Origin of the sequence: Chamaesiphon sp. (genome assembly GCF_041737865.1) — a bacterium.
GTDB lineage: Bacteria > Cyanobacteriota > Cyanobacteriia > Cyanobacteriales > Chamaesiphonaceae > Chamaesiphon.
The window spans coordinates 1-19,008 of the sequence record NZ_JBGSQZ010000012.1 but is presented as its reverse complement, the minus strand read 5'-3'; the positions used below and the strand labels follow the sequence as shown (position 1 = coordinate 19,008).

Sequence of the window (19,008 nt, the reverse complement as noted above, 5' to 3'; positions counted from 1 at the left end):
TAGATAAGTATGACTGCCAGTTTCGGCGACCACAGCGGTGCCAGAACCACTAACTACGGTTGTACCCATAAAGCACAGATTGACTAGCTCCAGGGGGTTTTTCTCCTGCCGATCGATGAGATCGACGTGTTTCTCGGTGGGGAGCGATTCGCCTGTGAGTGCGGATTGACTCAAGAATAAATCCTTGGCAACAATCAGCCGAATATCGGCGGGAATCATATCTCCGGCTGACAGAAAGACGATATCTCCAGGCACTAGGAACTTCACCGCAATCTCGGTTCCGGTGGTGATACCTTGCTGCTCTTTTGGGGTGGTGGATTTAGTGTTCTCCTGACGATTTACCGCTGTTGTAGTGCTGACCATTTCTCGCAGTTTTTCGGCGGCTTGATTCGATCGAAATTCTTGGGAAAACCGTAGTAACCCACCAAAAATTACCATGATCGTAATGATCAGGGCGGCGGTGGGACTTCCGGTTAATAGTGACACGATCGCGAGTACGATTAGTAATAGTGAGAGCGGATTTGTCACCGTTTTCAGCAGTTGGACATACCACTTCTTCGGCTTTTCGCGGGCGATTTCATTTAGACCAGATTTAGCCAGTCGCCGCTGGGCTTCGGTTTCAGTTAGCCCTGCCAGTGAAGTGTCAAATAATTGTAGAACTCCAGCTACATCTTTCTGAGCAATATCGATAAGTGCGTTGGATGAATCTACAGAATTGGCATTCCGACTGGAATTATTCATTGAGTAGTTTACTTTAGGGTATTAAATTGTCGGGAATTCTAAAGCTATGGAGTACTACGATCGATCTTAGGTTAATAATGTGAGGATCTCGTGAGGTAGTTATATATTGAGGTAGTGGAGTGTGCATAATAAAGAGTGAGAATAATGGCTCAACTCATTTTGGTTCGTCATGGTCAAAGCCTCTGGAACGCGCTCAATAAGTTCACGGGATGGGTAGATGTACCCCTGAGCGAGCGCGGTCGTGCTGAGGCGACAATCGCTTCCTGTCGGCTCAGTGGTTATCGGGTGAATGTCTGTTTCACTAGTAAATTAATCAGGGCAATCGAGACAGCAACAATCTGTCTGACCGAAAATAATGACATCTGCGGTGGCAAAATTCCGATTATTAAGCACGAGCAACCCGATCCAGATTGGCGCGGTTGGGATAACTACGATGGGAATCCGGCTGAAGAACTACCTATTTTTACGAATGCTGCCCTCGATGAGCGGTTTTATGGTGAGTTGCAGGGTTTAAATAAAGCGGATACGGCTGCTAAGTACGGCAACGAACAGGTGCAAAAGTGGCGCAGATCTTACAGTGTTCGACCTCCGGGCGGCGAGAGCTTGGAGGATACCCAACAGCGGGTGGTTGCTTATTTTAACAGCCGGATTCTGCCCCATTTACGCGCAGGTGATAACGTCTTAATTGCCGCACATGGTAACTCGTTGCGATCGATTATCATGCTCCTCGACGGATTGAGTCCAGATGAAGTGACAGCATTAGAACTAGCAACGGGTGTACCGATAGTGTACGAACTGAATGCTGCTGGAAAATCGATGGCTGGCACAGACGGCAAGCCGTTCGGCAAAAAGATTCTAAATGATTGACCTCAGCTTAAACTGAACACCTAAAGAAAATGAGATTGGGATAAGTGGCATCAGCATGAGTAACAAGATCCTCACGACGACAGGCTGGATAGTACTTTGGGCTGTGACTGTCATGGCGATTGTCACTGTTGAAGTATTTTGGATCGCCCGTCCAGCAGTACCGCGCGGGGATTTGGTGACCATCGAAAACTATTTGATCCAAAAACTGAGCCAACCAGGTAAGCCGAAACTGGGGAGTGCGGCTCTTATTCTGATTCAAAAGGGTGAAGTCGTTGCAGCTCATCCTTTTGGAATTGCAAATGCCGAAAAAAAATCTCCCGTCAAGATCGATCGGACACTCTACCAGATGGCATCCGTGAGTAAGATGGTGACTGCCTGGGGGATTATGAAGCTTGTAGAAGATGAAACGATTGCTTTAGATAAGCCTGCAAATCAGTACCTGAAACGCTGGAAATTTCCAGTGAGTCAATATAGCGATCGGGTAACTATTAGACATCTGTTAAGTCATACAGGGGGATTAGACGATCTTTTTGGCTATGCTGGTTTTCTGCCAGGTGAGTCGATTCAATCCCTTGAAGAATCGCTGACCTTGACCAAGGATTCTACGTCAGGAAAATCTCGTGGTGTCACGGTTGCTAGAGAGCCTGGACAAAACTGGCTATATTCTGGTGGAGGTTATACAGTCTTGCAACTATTAATTGAGGAAGTTACGCAACAGTCTTTTTCGGACTATATGGAAAAGGCTATCTTGAAGCCTTTGGGCATGGAAAAATCAAGCTTTGACTGGGAAGCGATCGCTGCTTCTGGTCGAACAGATGAGCTAGCAACCAGCTTTGATGAAGAACTTCAACCGAGTCCTCACCGTCGATATACAGCTACAGCAGCGGCATCCCTTTATGCAACGCCTCAAGATATGGCTCGCTTTGTTCAAGCTTATCACCAAAAGAATCTAGTTCTAAAGCAAGAAACTTTAAAGCAAATGATGCAGCCTCAGCCAGGGGCACATCAAGATTGGGGTTTAGGGCATACCTTGTATGTTGCTAATGGTATTGATGAGTATCTTGTAGGTCATGATGGGGGGAATTTGCCTGCACTAGGGCATACGGTACGGGTCAATCCTGCTACGGGTAATGGTATTGTCCTCCTGATTTCAGGAAACTTAGAGTTGGCAAGCCAGTTAGGAGATGACTGGGTTTACTGGGAAACAGGGAAGCTACCGATAAATGCAAAGCTGCGAATTTTGGGTAGCCGTTTGGTGCCAGTGTTGGTTGGGATTGGGTTAGGGGCACTGGCGATTATGATTCGGGTGTTGATGAAATAGTGCAGCTTTTACAATCCGCTTGCACACCGACTGTAAAAGCTGCTTGGTTGAGTCCGAAAAGTTACTGGCGGCGGGTGAAGCGGAGCGTTAACAACAAAGACTTACAAATCTCGATCGGTTAAAATCACGATTCTCCACAGGAGAGGCTGTGCCTACGGCAGGCTTCGCTAACGCCAACGATTCAAATCACTCCATCCTTTCTTGCCATAAATAGCATCAGATCGATAACCCGACAAGCATACGCCCACTCATTATCGTACCAAGCCACCACTTTAAAAAAGTTGGCATTTAAACCCATCCCTGCTGTGGCATCAAAGATACTGGAACGAGGATCGGTACGGAAATCCATCGACACAACTTTATCCTCGGTATAGCCCAAGATCCCATTCAATTCCCCCGCCGCTGCCGCTTTCATCGCTGTACAAATATCTGCATAAGTGGTGGGTTTGACAGTTTTAAAAGTCAGATCGATGACCGAGACATCGGCAGTGCCCACCCGAAACGCCATCCCTGTCAGCTTCCCTTTCAAGTCGGGTAATACTAGCGTGACCGCTTTTGCCGCGCCAGTTGAGGCGGGAATGATATTCTGAGAGGCTCCCCGTCCGCTCCGCCAGTCTTTTTTACTAGGGCCATCGACAGTGAGCTGGGTGGCAGTCATGGCATGAACGGTAGTCATTAAACCTTCGGCAATCCCAAAGGTGTCGTGCAAGACTTTGGCAACTGGAGCTAGACAGTTAGTGGTGCAGCTTGCATTGGAGATAATTTCATCTGTTGCCCGATCGAATTCCTGATGATTGACTCCCATTACCACAGTCCGAATCTTGTCTGGGTCTTTGGTTGGGGCAGAGATGACTACTCGTTTTGCCCCAGCTTGAATGTGCTTGCGGGCACCCTCGTAGGTAGTGAAAAGTCCAGTGGATTCAACTACATAATCTGCTCCTAGTTTACCCCAAGGGAGTTCAGCCGGATCTTTAATCGCCAGACAGGATACAAAGCGATTGTCAATGGAGATGCCGTCAGGTTTAGCTTCAACGGTGCCTGGATACATGCCGTGAGTGGAATCGTATTTGAATAGGTAGCCAAGGTTATCAGCGGGAACGAGGTCATTCACACCAACTAGTTCCAGTTCGGGATGACTCATGGCAATCCGCGCCACTAGCCGTCCGATTCGTCCGAAGCCGTTAATACCGATTTTGAGTGTCATTTTAAGTTAATTCCTGAATCTAAATTTCATTTTTACAGGTCTGTTCTCGTTCTATTTGTGTGATATTTGCTAATGTCACTTCAGCAATCGCCCGCATCGCATCTTCAGTGAAAAATGCCTGATGTCCGGTAATTATTACGTTAGGGAAAGTCATCAGACGGGCAAATGTATCATCTTGCATAATTCGATCGGATCGATCTTCAAAAAATAGTGCTGATTCTTGTTCGTAGACATCTAATCCTAATCCGTCAATTTGGGATGATTTGAGTGCAGTAATAATTGCATCTGTATCGATTAATGCTCCCCGACTGGTATTGATTAGCATTACATGAGGCTTCATTTGCGCGATCGCCTGTTTGTTAATTAGGTGATGGTTTTCGGGAGTTAACGGACAGTGGAGCGTAATAATATCTGACTGAGAAAACAGTTGGGATAGATCCATGTATTGGACTCCCATCGCCTCACATTCAGGATTGCGAAAGGGATCGTAGGCAATAACTTTGCAACCAAACCCTGTCATAATTTGGGCGGTGACTGTGCCAATTTTGCCCGTACCAACAATCCCGATCGTGCGTCCATGTAGATCGAAACCCAGCAATCCTTCGAGTGAAAAGTTGCCTTCGCGAACGCGGTTATATGCTCGGTGTAATTTGCGATTGAGTGTCAGGATTAGTCCTACGGTATGTTCGGCGACGGCATAGGGGGAATAGGCGGGAACTCGCACTAATTTGATGCCCAGATTTTTGGCTGTCTCCACATCGACATTGTTATATCCAGCACAGCGCAGAGCAATTAGGCTAACATTGTGGCTAGCGAGAGCTTTTAGTGTATCTTTATCAACTTCATCATTGACAAAGATACAAACAGCGGTGGCATCTTTAGCTAGGATGGCGGTGTGTCGATCGAGCTTAGGTTCTAAAAATGTCAGTTGATGTTGATGTTGTGAATTAGCGGCTGTAAAAAACTGGCGATCGTATGACTTGGTACTAAAAATAGCAACTTTCATGATTCATCTTAGGTTTAAAGTGTGAGAATCTCGTGAGGTAATCAGATCTACTCAGTCATTGAGCAGATTCTGGTGCAGGCTTTGCCCATCATTCGTTCTACATCGACTAATGTGGTTATGTACTGTGCCCTCGCTTGTCATTGCGAGCATTCACCCCAAAAATGCTGAACCGCCAACGTTGGTAGATGAGGAAAGCGATAGTGAGCAGCACCACAGAGATGATGCCAATCGGAGGGGCCAGCCAAGCGCGATCTCGATCGAGCAGGTTGGAAGCTAATATAGTAATGCCTGCGCCAGCGACAACATTGTTGACGAATGCAATCATGCTGGCGATTGTGCTGAGGTAAGCGAATAGTGCGCCAAGGCGAAGTGTTGGGATCGACTTGGTTTCTGGCCATCTACCGTTGTCGGCGGCAAAATATGCTGCTGCTTCTGGGCTAATAGTTCGGTAGTAGTTGCGAATGCGCGCGATGCTCTTGAGGTGTTGCATATACTCCAGCGAGGCATCTACCAGACGCACTACAGTGAAAATCCCCAGCAGAAATACGGCGGGGAGTACTGATGCGACCAGCGGGATAAACACGTCTGGAGACTGAGAAGTAAAACCAATGGCTACCAGGCAGCTTGACAGCGCAAGCATATAAAGAGAACTTCGTGCTGAAGCCTCGATATTCAGCGAACTCGCCGCTGTTTGCAGCACCAGATGCTCGGTAGTCAGTGCAGACATCAAGACTCTTTGCCTAGCTTCCTCGTCCATCATCAATTTTCTCCTCAATGTCTGGTGAGTTGTGCCGTTGCAGGAGTTTCAACTAGCAGCGAGATCTCGAACGCACACAGCCCAATCGACTGAAGGATAAAGCGGGCGACGTGGGAGTATTCCCACTGGTTCCGTACTCGTGTCCAGTCTGCTGGTACTGACTCGATCGACCATTGAAAGATCTCCCGATTCATCGGTTCTGTGAACGCTAAAAAAACAATAAACGCTAATGCGAAACAACCAGTTCCGGCGAGTGTCCACCAGAAGGCGGGTCGCTGCTTGCGGACGAGGAACGATAGCAAGGGTGCTGCCAGGAAGACGGTAATGCCCTCGATGGGGCCGCCGATATGTCCAAAGCCCCAATACAGACTCTGACTAATCGTTGTATAGAGCGATGCGTTGTAGTTCATTTTGGCTGGCAGCTCCAGTGTATGGGCGAATGCAGTACCCATTGTGAGTGCAGCTAGGACGATAGTAATAAACCGCCAAATTCTCAAGAACATCATTAATTCTCTCCTTGTTTATTTGATTGCCAGCACGCAGAAACCCTGTTCTGTCTTCACCAGATGTGCATCGATAAAACCAGCCGCTGTCAGCATTTCGGTTAATCCAGTACTCGACTGCCCAGCAGCGGAAGTAAACGCCAGCGCAATCTTGCCACCCCCAGCCATCACCCGCCGTATTTCCCGCAGCCCAGCCATCCCATCCGGCCAAACTTGCATGGAGTTAATCGCCAGAGATCGATCGAAGATGTCATCTGCAAACGGTAGTTTTTCAACTGAGCCATAGTGAAGCTGAACTATGCCTGCTGCGACCTGCTCAAGGCAGCGCTTCGCTATCGCTTTGGCATTCCGCGTTGTGGCTTGCTCGACCATTTCTTGGGAATAGTCAACTCCCACTACAGATCCAGTTGACGCTGTAGCCGCTAAAATTTGAATTGCTACTCCAGGCCCAAATCCAACTTCTAATACTTTGCTATCTGGCTGAATTTCGAGTAAAGGAATAACCCACTGCGTAAAATCACGTTTCGTGCGGGCTAGGATGATGCCACCCAGTCGCCCCAGTAGTCCCTTGGGTCGTCCAAACATCTGCATCAGCAGACCGTCTACAATACCCAAATGTTGCTGTTCTTGTGTTTTCATTATTTATTCCTTAAAGATCGTTGGTGAGTGTTAGATCGCCCATCAACACCTGAAACGATATCGTCCTGATTTTTAAATTGATTCATTCTGAAAAAAGCACACTATTTCTCACCAAAAATTTGCCATCAAAGGCGATCGGTACTCCTTCTCCATCTAAGCTCGATTTTCCTGTGTTTGCTTTTCGGGCATGGATATGAAGATGTGGTTCGCCAGTGTTGCCTGAGTTGCCAACTTTGGCAATCGCATCTCCCGATCTGACTAGCGATCCCACTTGGCTAGTGATGCTGTCTTTCAGAAGGTGAGCCATTAAGATATCAGCACCCTTACATCCGAGCAAAATATGATTGCCAGCCGGATTTTTTCGGTCTTTTTCACCTGGAACAAGATTGGGCAGATCGTTGACTAGAGTGGAGATCGTCCCATCACAAGGGCTGTAGAGAGTCTCTCCAAAAATGGCATAATCGGTTAACGAGCGCGGGGAAAACCCATTTGCCCTGGCTCCTAGCACGTTTAGTTTCATTATATCCAAGGCATATCGTTGTGTCGGATGAGTGTTGTGATAATTGATAGTGGGGCTATTTCCTCCATGTGCAACATAATATGTGCCGTTCTTTAATGGGAAAGATAGTTCGATCGGTGTGCCAGTAAAAAAATAACCCTTTAGACTAGCTATAAATAGGAGCGTGACAACAGCACTGATTCCTAACTCAAGATAATTTTTAAATGTTTTTGGAGAGTAAAGTGGTAAAGATTTGGCGTTGATGAAAGACTTGGATGCTGCGATGATAAATGCGATCGGTAATAGAAACCTGATGTAATAACTTAACCAGTCCCACCGTCCACTAAGAAAGATAAAAAGATAATAAACCAAGACCATTAACAGATTGAGCAGACAATTGAATTTACTACTAAATTGTGCCTGCCAAAGCCAAATCATGAGGGCGGCGGGAATGACCAAAAGAGTGACAATCAATGATCCGATCGCAAAAAGCATGGTATAAACCTTGACAAAAGTAATTTTTTGACAGTTAAGAGCAATTTAGGGATGGCGATCGTTGCTGACTGTTTTATGACTAATTAAACGATCGATTAAGCGGTCTTTAAATCGTCGATCGACATCCGAGCAGTAATATACTTGCGACCCTCTAATATCCGGTGCTACTTCCAGATCGTGCCCCAGTCCAAACGGTTCGAGGAATATACTAAACCCAATTCGTGCGGGTGAAATCTCACAGTCAAACAAGTCAGGCATAGTCACGTAGCCAACCGCTAGTGCATCAAAGGGATGGAATCCCTGTTTGTGCAGACGATCTTCCCAAAACGACATCCAGGGCTGACTTACCTGCCGCAACCACTGGGCAGCTTCATCACCAGATGCTAATTTGTCTAAATCTGACCGCGTAATTGTTACCTTTGTTGCCAGTTCAAAGGGGGTTAGTACCAACGGAATGCCAGAGTCCAAAACAATTTTGGCAGCGGGTGTATCTTTACGAATATTGAAATCGCGAAAATGAAACCACCATTGCTGTCCGGGATGGAATAAATCACCCGGTCGTTTTCCGGCTACCATAATAATCCGATCGATATTCTTCACCAGATCGGGATAATTAATAATGACGGTGGCGATATTTGTCAATGGCCCTTGAGCGATCATCGTCAGTTTTTCTCGACGTAGTAGGGATGAGATCGCCGCCGATGCCTGTGTCGATTTCCACTCTGGACTTCCTCGCACATGGCTACCCGCATAAATAGGCGTTCGAGCCGCGCCTCCCAAATGCCCGATCGCTTGACGTGCAACTTGCAGAGCAGTTTCACCTTTGGTATTACCAAAAGTTGTGCTGATGCCCCGCAGAGCGAGTTCTGGCGACCGGAGTGCCATCATTAATGCCCAACAATCATCCACATCATTGGTCGCACCTTGACCACAGGCTGGGTCTGTATCAATCCAGACTGGAAGTTTAGACGCATTCAACGAAGGCTTAAATTCCGATACTGAATGCTTGGTTGTATTGGTGGGATGATTCATGGCATCGATAGCAATAATGCTGCTTGTAGTGAAGAAGATTAGCAAAAGATTGGAGAATAATCCGGCGATCGCATGTTTGAGATAGTCTTTATTTTGGTAGCGTTGCCAGTAGCGAAAAGCTCGAATAGTGAAATAACTGCCGACCGCTACTAACACAGTGAATACTACCAACCCCACGGACTGAACTTCCGCTCTAATGTCTCGATTGGAGTAACTAAATCCCAAACCAAAGAGAAACGTTAGCCCAAATCCGATCGACGGAATTTGCCAACTCAAAAGACATTTACGCCGGATATTATTCACACAAGTTGAATGGTATCGCTAGCCTCAGACATTTGTTATTCAACTGAAATCACCATGAATGGAGTGCCCGCAACTGGGGCGTTTTTTTCAATTGATGAGCTTCCATCCGCGTCAGCACGTCATCCAAAATACCGATCGCTTCAGCAATAAATGGGCCTTTATTTAACATCACACACTCAGCCCGTTCGGACATGGCGACATCGCTCATTTCTCCCCGCGAAGGGATGCCATCTTTGACCAAATTCTCTAATACTTGGGTCGCCCAAATCACCGGAATATGTGCCGCTTCACAAATCCACAGCATTTCTTCTTGGATCTCGGTGAGACGCTGATAGCCAATTTGAACGGCTAAGTCGCCCCTAGCAATCATTACTCCAAAAGATCCTTTTCCGGCGGCATAGACGATTAATTCAGGCAGATTGGTAACGGCAATTGCAGTTTCAATCTTGGCAACGATCGCAGGTGGGGACGGTCGGTGTTCGCAACGTTTATCTAGCTCTTGTTGCAGTAATTCAATATCGGCAGATCGTTGGACAAATGAGTAGCCGATAATATCCGCATGAACCGCGACAAAATCCAGATCGGTTAAATCTTGTTCGGTTAGTGGACTCAGATCTAAAACTGTATCTGGGAAATTCATCCCCTTTTCCGGTTTGAGTTTGACTCCTTTGGGACTGGTATTAGTCACTTCCAATAATAGTCCTGGTTGTTCGTGGGCGATGTGGTATTGAGTATCGACTACCTGAGTCCAAATTTTGCCATCATCGATGTAGACAGGGGTGTCAACAGCTAATAAATCGAGAATACTGGGAATCGTACAGCTAGTTTGGAACTGCTTTACATGAGTCGATTTGGCGGGATCTGCTGCACTTTCGGATACGCGCCGCGACAGTACAATTCGATCGCCTATAAATATCCGCTTCTTATGGTGTGGAGCAAGTACAGCCCCAGTGCGGATTTTGGGGCCGCCTAAGTCCATCATGACTTTACATGACGTTCCTGTTTCTCTTTCGGCACGGCGGATATTGTCGATCGCGCCTTGCCAGATTTCAGGAGTATCGTGGGCGCAATTAATCCGCATACAGTTTGCGCCGCGTTGAATGAAACTTCGCACTAGCTCATAGTTGGTGGCGGCTTCAGTATCCAGCGTGACCATAATTCTGACGCGACGGTGGGGTGAGGACTCACCGAACAGTTCTTCCGTGTGCTGCTGTAGTAATCGATCGCCCTCAAAGAAGAATTCGACAGGCGGACGCTGGAAATGTCGATCGGATTTCGAGCCACAGATGACTTCTAAAGTGGCAATCACAGCATCGAGATTAGGCATCACCCGTCCTTCAATCCGACCTAATGAGGATAAACCCCAAGGCATCAGCGCAGCTTGGAGAGAGCGGAGATCGTGCCGACGTAAAGCTAAATACTCAGCTAAATTCAAGGCACTATCGATAAATGCCGTCCGCTGAATGTGTGGGTTCCACTCGTCAAAGATGGCTTTTCCTTCGCTTTCAACGGTCTGGCGCAGTTGTTGCAACGTCGATAGTAAATCCTGGGGACTGGATAGATTGAGTAATTCGATACTAGGCTTGGAAATTTGACTAACCATCTAAAAATCTCCGATTGCGATTAAAGTGTATTGAAAATCATCCAATCTTGAATATTTTTATTCTTTAAAACCGACTCAGCTTGACTAATTTCATCGTCAGTTCCTTTGACGATCGTTAGATAATATCCTCGCCCTAAAAGATCGCTGTAATGCCGAGCTTGCTTTTCCGTAATATCAAAGCCAACGCCACCACCGAGGATGCCACCCGATACGGCTCCATAAAAAGCCCCAGCCGCGATGCCAACTAATACGACAGCACCACTAAAGGCTGAAAATGCGAGTGTTGTCAGTCCAGCGACGACACCACCAACGACACTCCCCATCGCCCCGGCATCTAAGGCTCCATGTTCGATTCGTTCGACTGTGTTACCCCACACAAACCCATCTTCAGATTGGATCGTAGAATCGGTAGATCGCGCTAATATATCGGATGCTGAATCAAGATGCTCGGCAACAACTGAAACATTATTCATGTGAAAGCCAGTTGCTTTAAGTTGACGGAGTGCCGATTCAATCTGTTGGAAATTTGGGAATGTACCTACTGCATTTTTGTGTTCTATGTTCATGCTAAATATGTTGGTTTAAAGGTTTGTAATTAAAGTATTCGAGCCAAAATATGGACTAGCATCGATCGGTGCGTGGATATTTATAGCGGATTACTCCACTTCCAGTTCTGAATTTCTGGCATGTCCCGACCATGCTTGTCGATGTAGTGTTTATGCGCGATTAATTTGTCTCGTACCATCTGCTGGAGATATGCGCCCTTGCTACCCAAATGTGGCAAGCAATTCACCGCATCTTGCACCAAATGAAAGCGGTCTAACTCGTTCTGTACCCGCATATCAAAAGCGGTGGTAATTGTCCCCTCTTCCTTATAACCATGTACGTGGATATTGCGGTTGGTACGACGGTAGGTGAGACGGTGAACCAGCGTGGGGTATCCATGAAAGCCGAAGATAACGTGCTTATCTGTCGTAAACAGTGAATCGAAATCCTTTTCGTTCAACCCATGTGGATGCTCGCTGGCGGACTGGAGCTTCATCAGATCGACGACATTAATCGTCCGAATTTTGAGATCGGGTAGATATTCGCGGAGGATCGAAACCGCCGCCAGGATCTCCAGCGTGGGCGTGTCGCCACAACAGGCCATCACGATGTCAGGTTCGCTGTCAAAATCGTTGCTAGCCCATTGCCAGATGCCAATCCCTTCAGTGCAATGCACGATCGCCGCCTCCATCGTCAGCCATTGAGGGAGTGCGTGTTTGCCTGCGACCACGACGTTGACATAGTGGCGGCTGCGGAGGCAATGGTCGAAGACTGACAACAGACAATTGGCATCGGGCGGTAGGTACACGCGGACGATATCTGCCTTCTTGTTGATAACATGGTCGAGAAAGCCAGGATCTTGGTGGGTGAAGCCGTTATGATCCTGTTGCCAGACATGAGATGTAAGTAAATAGTTTAGCGATGCGATCTTGCGTCGCCACGGTAGTTCCAACGTCACCTTCAACCACTTCGCGTGCTGACTGAACATCGAGTCAACGATGCGAATGAACGCTTCATAACTATTGAACAGTCCGTGTCGTCCAGTCAGTAAATATCCTTCCAACCACCCCTCGCACAGGTGCTCGCTCAACATCGAGTCCAGTACTCGACCCACAGGTGCGAGGAATTCATCGTTCTGTACTACCCCAGCCTCCCACTGACGGTTGGTGACTTCAAAGACTGCGCCCAGCAGATTCGAGAGCGTCTCATCGGGGCCAAAGATGCGGAAATTCCGCCGCTCTTGATTTAGCTGGGCAACATCCCGAAGAAACTCGCCCAATACGAGCGTATCCTGCCCCTCCACGGCTCCAGGAGCGGGCACTGACACGGCGCGATCGCGGAAATCTGGCATATTCAGATCTCGCAATAGCAGCCCGCCGTTAGCGTGTGGATTTGCGCCCATGCGGCGATCGCCTGTCGGAGCTAGTTCGGCTAATTCGGGGATCAGTCGGCCATAGCGATCGAATAATTCTTCCGGTTTATAGCTTTTCATCCAGCTTTCCAACTGCTGAAGATGGTCGGGATGGTCGGCATCTACGAGTAGGGGGACTTGATGCGATCGAAATGTCCCCTCATTTGGCAATCCATCGACGAACTTTGGCCCCGTCCAGCCTTTGGGCGATTTCAGTACCAGCAGTGGCCAGCGCGGTCGAGCGGGGTCGTTGTGGTGCCGTGCATTAGCTTGAATCTGGCGGATTTCGACGATCGCTGTTTCCAAGATCTCAGCCATCAGTTGGTGCATTTTTTCGGGGTCGTCACCCTCAACAAAATATGGCTTCCAGCCACAACCGCGTAGAAATTGCTCCAATTCCTCATCCTCGATCCGAGCGAGGACGGTTGGGTTACTAATTTTGTAGCCATTGAGGTGCAGGATCGGCAGCACCGCGCCGTCAGTAATGGGGTTGAGAAACTTGTTGGAGTGCCAGGAGGTTGCCAAGGGGCCTGTTTCCGCCTCACCATCGCCAATGACGCAAGCGACGATGAGATCGGGATTATCGAATGCGGCTCCAAAAGCATGACTGAGTGAGTAACCTAGCTCGCCACCTTCATGAATCGAGCCTGGTGTGGTCGGAGCCACATGACTGGAAATCCCGCCTGGAAAAGAGAATTGCATGAACAGTTTTTTCAGCCCAGCTTCATCCTGAGTGACATTGGGATAAACGTCACTCCAAGTCCCTTCGAGATAAACATTGCCGACAATTGCGGGGCCACCATGCCCTGGCCCAGCAACATAGAACATGTTCAAGTCATACTTCTTGATGACTCGGTTCAAGTGGACGTAGATGAAATTTTGTCCGGGGGTCGTACCCCAATGTCCGACGACCAGCGGCTTGACGTGGGCGAGTTGCAATGGCTCTTTCAGTAGCGGATTGTCGTAGAGATAAATTTGCCCAACCGATAGATAATTGGCAGCACGCCAATAAGCATGAATTTTGCGTAGCTCTTCAGCGGTGGATTTTGTAAATCCATTAGTTGAGACATCGGTGGTTGATTTGGCAGGAGTGGCGACCATGATTTTAATTTTTAATGCTAAAGGATGATTTGAATTACTTTGTTTTCATTACATCTGGTTTACTAGTGTTGCCTTTACTTTCAAAAGTTCTGTTTTTTTCTTACAGATCTTTGGATATTTAAGATTAATTTCTGATACATTTTTTATCCAATTACTCGGTAATTTCTCATCATGCCAGCGTCTTCATGTTCCAACGTGTGGCAATGGTAGGCAAATAAACCACTATATTTCTCGAATTTCATCAGCAGCTTGACTCGCTCACCTGGCATCACCATCACAGTATCCTTGAAGCCCTCATCGACATAGCCATCCTTGACCGTTTGCCAGCCTGCTGCAAGTTCTGGCAGTACTTGGCGACTAATCACTTGAAATTTCACCCCATGAAAATGGATCGGGTGCGCCATGCCCTTCGCGTCCATCATGACTCCAGGGTTGAGTTTGTTGATAATCTCCCACTGTTCGATCGAATTCAATTGAACGGTTTCTTGTGGTGTTGCCGCGTTCATTTCAAAAAGCTGCCCATTCATCACCCATTTCATCCCTTGGAGTGAAAGCTCAACTGGACGCGGCTGGGCGACATTAATGGCATCTTCTGGGCGCAGTAGGGGTAGAGCGGCTAGTTTAGTGGGGAGTCGTAGGGCTTCGGTTTCCGATCTATCGATCTTGACTTTAAATAGCATCATCGCTGTACCGAGTTCAGGGGCATTATTAGAATTCATCATGCCACCCATATTGCTACCGCCAGCATTTTCGGCTCCTGAAAATACCAGACTATCGATCGAAATTTCTGTCCCAACTTTTAGTTTGGTAAAATCTGCCCAAACATCGATCCGCTCACCTGGAGCCAGCATCACGTACTTGCGAGTGACAGGCTGAGTTAGTAAGCTCCCATCAGTGCCAATAACTGTTAGGGGATCGCCATTGCTCCACCCCAGCTTGTAAATGCGGGCATTAGAACCATTAAGAATGCGGAGGCGATAAACTCGCGTCGCCGCCGCTAGAGTGAAGTTGGGCTTGCCATTGACGAAGATCTGTTGACCTAAAAAGCCCATCATGCTGCTCATGTCACCCATGCCGCTACCCGATCGATCTGAGTTATTCATCCCGCCCATACCGCCCATGTCTCCCATGCCGCTATTACGGGGGGTACCGAGTTTACTGCCGAGATAGAGGAGTTGATTATTGGTGTCTAAGGTACGATCTTGAAGAACGATCGGCACTTCATAAGTCCCTGAAGGTAGCTTGAGAGCGACTTCTTCTGGATCTGTCACGATAAACAGTCCCGCCAAGCCAGCGTAGGCTTGCTGCCCCGTCAGCATGTCTGGATGCGGATGAAACCAGTTCATCCCCGCTCGATTAATCACCTCAAACTCGTAGACGTAGATTTGTCCAGGCTCGATCGCAAAGCGAGGATGTCCATCCATGTCCTCTGGCAAAATTAAGCCATGCCAATGCACGATCGAAGATTGTCCCTGTGGCAAGTTATTTTGAAAGTTAACCCGGACGCGCTGACCTGTTTGGACGCGAATAATCGGGCCTAAATAACTATCGGGAATAGCTTGTAAGCTGTTTGGATCGCCTTTAACTAGGGTTGCTGCATAAGACCAAACTTGGGTCATTTCTCCCGCTAAGATTTGCACCGTTTTCGGTGCAGCCTGAAGGTTAATTTCCAGATCGGGAATGAATTGTGGATTCGGGGTGCGGGCTACGGTGTTCTGTTCGGGTATTTTCGTAGTTGAGGGTTGGGGCGAACAACTCGATAATAAGCTGTGCATTCCGCTACTGAGCAGCAGTCCGCCTGCAAAGCCACTCCCTTGCATGAAGTTTCGACGAGTGAGGGGATGTTGGTGAGTGGCTTTAATTGGCATATAGATCGTATTTTATAGATTTCTGGAAAGTGATTTGAGATCGAAGCCTCAATCAGTTAATTTAATGCGCCGTAACAACATGGCATTAATCGAAACAACAACTGTCGAAACGCTCATCAAGATTGCGCCGATGGCTGGCGTTAATAAAATCCCGAAGGGAGCCGCGATACCTGCTGCTAGAGGAATACCGATAACGTTGTAGCCAGTCGCCCAAAACAAGTTCTGAGTCATTTTGCTGTAGGTTGCTTTGGCGAGTTTCAGTGCATAGGTAGCATCGAGCGGATCGCTTTTAATTAACACTAAATCGGCAGATTCGATCGCGACATTAGTTCCCGCACCGATCGCCAGTCCCAAATCTGCCTCAGTTAAAGCAGGTGCATCATTGATCCCATCGCCGACAAAAGCGATCGGTTGTTCGGCTTTGAGCTGATGAATCAACGCAGCTTTGTCTTGGGGTAAGACACGAGCGTAATAGCGATCGATCTTCAAATCTGCTGCAACGGTTTTTGCCACTGCTTCGGCATCTCCGGTAATCATCACCACCTGCACGCCCATTTGCTGTAATTTGGCTACCGCTGCGCGTGCGGATGGTCGGATTTGGTCTGCTAATCCAAATATCGCCAGTACTTGCTTATCGTCCATTAAGACGATCGCGCTTTCACCCCGCGATTCACTTGCTTGTAATCCCGATCGCAGTGCTGGTGGAAACTGTAATTTCAATTCTTGTACCCATTCTGGTCTGCCAACGCGATAACGCCGACCGTTGACTACACCTTCAACGCCTTGACCTGGAACAGCTTTGAAGTCACTCGCCTTGGCAAGCTGACTCTGACGATGATTAGCTTCGAGCACGATCGATTGTCCGAGCGGATGTTCTGATAAGGATTCTAGCGAGGCGGCAATTATTAAAGCTTGCGGTTCATCAATGCCGTCGGTATAAATTTCCTTAACCCCGAACTTGCCTTCTGTCAATGTGCCTGTCTTATCAAAAGCGATCGTTTTAATGCCTCTTGCTCGTTCAAACGCCTCGCGGTTTCTTACCAAAATCCCGTTTTTAGCAGCCATCGCCGTGGCATTAATCGTGACCAAGGGAATTGCTAAACCCAGCGCGTGAGGACAGGTAATCACTAGCACCGTCACCGCCCGATTGATGGCAAATGTTAGACCGCCCGTACCGATCGATAACCACACGATAAACGTCAGCGTAGATACCCCGATCGCAATCAGAGTCAGCCAATAAGCCAACCTGTCGGCTAGGGTTTGATATTGACTTTTCGATGCTTGAGCCTCCTCCACCAGCCGCATAATCTGGCTCAGAGTTGTTTTATCGCCAGTCCGAATCACTTTAATTGTCAAAGCACCTTCGCCGTTGACTGCCCCTGCGACTACTTCATCGCTAGTTTTTTTGACGACTGGACGCGATTCGCCAGTAAGGAAGGCTTCGTTGACGCTAGAGGTACCCTCGATCACTTCACCATCGATCGGGACTTGTTCGCCAGGACGGATCAGAATGCGATCGCCCTCAGTTAACGCGCTCACCTGAACATCTTCAATCCGCCCATTGACTTGCTGGTGAGCCACAGCAGGTACCAACTTAGCGAGATGCTCTAAAGCGCGGCTGGCTCCTTGCACAGAAGTCATTTCAATCCAGTGACCGAGCAGCATGATATCGACTAAAGTTACCAATTCCATGTAGAAGGAATCGCCTGGTAATCCAAAAGACACTGCCAAACTGTAGACATAAGATACAGTAATCGCCAGCGCAACCAGCGTCATCATCCCAATTTTCCCGTGGAGTTCAGCCCAAGCTCCGTGCAGAAACACCCAGCCACCATACCAATAAATAACCGTGGACAGAATGGGCGTAACCCAAGCCACGCCAGCAAACTGAATCGCTTGGTAATTAAACCACATCTGAAACATTGGTGACAGATACAGTACGGGCAACGTTAACAGCAGACAAACTAGGAAGCGTCGCTGGAACATCGCGGGGCTGTGTCCTGCGTGTTTATCGTGTCCGGCATGTTCGTGACTGGAATGTTGAGCTGGATCGTGCTGGTTCTCGACGTGACGCGGATGGGGTAGGTTTTGCTTGTCCCGATCGCGTTCGCGGAGCGTTGTCTCTGGCAAATCGTGTTTCACAACTGCACCCTCCTGGGGATTATTTTAATCTCGGATGTTCGCGTCTATAGACTAAGAACTGGATGGATGTCTATTTATTAGCAAGATAGCCAGCCTGGACGAGTGCTGCCTTAATTTATGATTCGGGCGATTTAGTTTTTGTTAATACAGTTGTGACGAAAAAATATCTACCAATAGGTAGAGACATAATTCTACTATTTGTAACAATGAAATCATTTTAAATCTCGGCAGAAAAATTGCTCCGTCAAACTTTTGATTTTACAAGTAAAAATAATATTCACTATATTCCATCATATTAAAAAAAGATGAGGAACCTGTGAGGAAAGCCTGAAAAGTAGATATTTGCGATCGCATTTATATTTCATTTGTTTGAGTAATTACTTCAGAATCCTTCTCGAACAGGATGGCAAGCAGCAACATTGATACGGGAGCTGTAATTCCCCACGGAATTGCAATTAGAGTGGGGCCGACCAATCCGGCGATATGTTTTGAGTTTGTCACTTTAACTGCTGCGCTCACAGGATTACCGCTTCAACTGGTCGCCGTAGGGAACTTGGCATCTCTACCCCTCGCCCGAAACGTACCACCAGATCGGGTCGGCCAGACTTCAGCCCCAAAGCCCTCGCGAAATCAGGTCGCAAACTTGCTTCCTCAACAGGCTGGTTCAAAAAGGCATTGTGGATGCCGAGCGCAGTTGCTTGGAGCGCAAACCGCTCGTAACAGCGACCGACTTCGACCCAATTAGCCTTGTTACTAACATCGGAGACGAACACGGCAATGCCTGCGGAACTGCGAATATTTCGTGTATTTTTGTCATTCTCTGGCTGCGCCCGAATTAATAATTTGAATAACAGGCTCCCCAGCCAGCGCGGTATCGATGGATTTCCGGTAGCACGAAGAGACAATCCATCACCAGTGCGGGCTGCTTCCTGGTCATTAAAGCGAATCCAGGATTTCAGTTCCTGCATAA

Annotated in this window: 16 protein-coding genes and 1 pseudogene; 2 read left to right on the top strand and 15 right to left on the bottom strand. The window is 47.8% G+C overall.

Annotated elements, in window-relative coordinates; all coding sequences use genetic code 11:
- On the bottom strand, positions 1–741 hold a 741-nt coding region (locus ACEW9J_RS00695; protein WP_373543231.1), incomplete at its 3' end, for a cation-transporting P-type ATPase.
- Between the two features lie 144 nt (positions 742–885).
- On the opposite strand from ACEW9J_RS00695, the gene ACEW9J_RS00690 reads away from it, so the two are divergent.
- Both ACEW9J_RS00690 and ACEW9J_RS00685 read left to right on the top strand, forming a co-directional pair.
- Positions 886–1,608 (top strand): 2,3-bisphosphoglycerate-dependent phosphoglycerate mutase, encoded by a 723-nt coding sequence (locus ACEW9J_RS00690; RefSeq protein ID WP_373543230.1) that lies wholly within the window; start codon positions 886–888, stop codon positions 1,606–1,608.
- Positions 1,609–1,663: 55 nt separating this feature from the next.
- Positions 1,664–2,929, top strand: a complete 1,266-nt coding sequence (locus ACEW9J_RS00685) for a serine hydrolase domain-containing protein (RefSeq protein WP_373543229.1) — start codon at positions 1,664–1,666, stop codon at positions 2,927–2,929.
- Between the two features lie 181 nt (positions 2,930–3,110).
- On the opposite strand, the gene gap is transcribed toward ACEW9J_RS00685, so the two are convergent.
- The 14 genes and pseudogenes from gap to ACEW9J_RS00615 all read right to left on the bottom strand — a co-directional run.
- Positions 3,111–4,133, bottom strand: a complete 1,023-nt coding sequence (gap, locus tag ACEW9J_RS00680) for a type I glyceraldehyde-3-phosphate dehydrogenase (protein ID WP_373543228.1) — start codon at positions 4,131–4,133, stop codon at positions 3,111–3,113.
- A gap of 19 nt (positions 4,134–4,152) precedes the next feature.
- On the bottom strand, positions 4,153–5,139 hold the full coding sequence (locus ACEW9J_RS00675) for a 2-hydroxyacid dehydrogenase (RefSeq protein ID WP_373543227.1): 987 nt from the start codon (positions 5,137–5,139) through the stop codon (positions 4,153–4,155).
- A 115-nt stretch (positions 5,140–5,254) separates the two neighbouring features.
- Positions 5,255–5,899, bottom strand: coding sequence for a hypothetical protein (locus ACEW9J_RS00670; RefSeq protein WP_373543226.1), 645 nt, complete (start codon positions 5,897–5,899; stop codon positions 5,255–5,257).
- Between the two features lie 11 nt (positions 5,900–5,910).
- Entirely contained in the window at positions 5,911–6,402 is a 492-nt protein-coding gene (locus ACEW9J_RS00665) for a DUF1772 domain-containing protein (RefSeq protein WP_373543225.1), read from the bottom strand.
- Between the two features lie 15 nt (positions 6,403–6,417).
- Positions 6,418–7,038: a class I SAM-dependent methyltransferase gene (locus tag ACEW9J_RS00660; RefSeq protein WP_373543224.1), complete on the bottom strand. Its 621-nt coding sequence runs from the start codon at positions 7,036–7,038 to the stop codon at positions 6,418–6,420.
- An 82-nt stretch (positions 7,039–7,120) separates the two neighbouring features.
- Positions 7,121–8,011: a M23 family metallopeptidase gene (locus ACEW9J_RS00655; protein WP_373543223.1), complete on the bottom strand. Its 891-nt coding sequence runs from the start codon at positions 8,009–8,011 to the stop codon at positions 7,121–7,123.
- Between the two features lie 66 nt (positions 8,012–8,077).
- Positions 8,078–9,367: a nucleoside hydrolase gene (locus tag ACEW9J_RS00650; protein ID WP_373543222.1), complete on the bottom strand. Its 1,290-nt coding sequence runs from the start codon at positions 9,365–9,367 to the stop codon at positions 8,078–8,080.
- 49 nt (positions 9,368–9,416) lie between these two features.
- Positions 9,417–10,970: a pyruvate kinase gene (locus tag ACEW9J_RS00645; protein WP_373543221.1), complete on the bottom strand. Its 1,554-nt coding sequence runs from the start codon at positions 10,968–10,970 to the stop codon at positions 9,417–9,419.
- Positions 10,971–10,990: 20 nt separating this feature from the next.
- Positions 10,991–11,536: a general stress protein gene (locus ACEW9J_RS00640; RefSeq protein WP_373543220.1), complete on the bottom strand. Its 546-nt coding sequence runs from the start codon at positions 11,534–11,536 to the stop codon at positions 10,991–10,993.
- An 80-nt stretch (positions 11,537–11,616) separates the two neighbouring features.
- Positions 11,617–14,028, bottom strand: coding sequence for a phosphoketolase (locus ACEW9J_RS00635; RefSeq protein WP_373543219.1), 2,412 nt, complete (start codon positions 14,026–14,028; stop codon positions 11,617–11,619).
- 143 nt (positions 14,029–14,171) lie between these two features.
- Positions 14,172–15,896, bottom strand: a complete 1,725-nt coding sequence (locus ACEW9J_RS00630) for a multicopper oxidase family protein (RefSeq protein WP_373543218.1) — start codon at positions 15,894–15,896, stop codon at positions 14,172–14,174.
- A 48-nt stretch (positions 15,897–15,944) separates the two neighbouring features.
- Positions 15,945–17,882, bottom strand: a complete 1,938-nt coding sequence (locus tag ACEW9J_RS00625; RefSeq protein WP_373543232.1) for a heavy metal translocating P-type ATPase — start codon at positions 17,880–17,882, stop codon at positions 15,945–15,947.
- 510 nt (positions 17,883–18,392) lie between these two features.
- A complete protein-coding gene (locus ACEW9J_RS00620; protein WP_373543217.1) occupies positions 18,393–18,539 on the bottom strand; it encodes a hypothetical protein in 147 nt (48 codons plus the stop codon).
- Positions 18,540–18,553: 14 nt separating this feature from the next.
- Positions 18,554–19,008: pseudogene (locus ACEW9J_RS00615) on the bottom strand (Tat pathway signal protein); the annotation flags it as partial.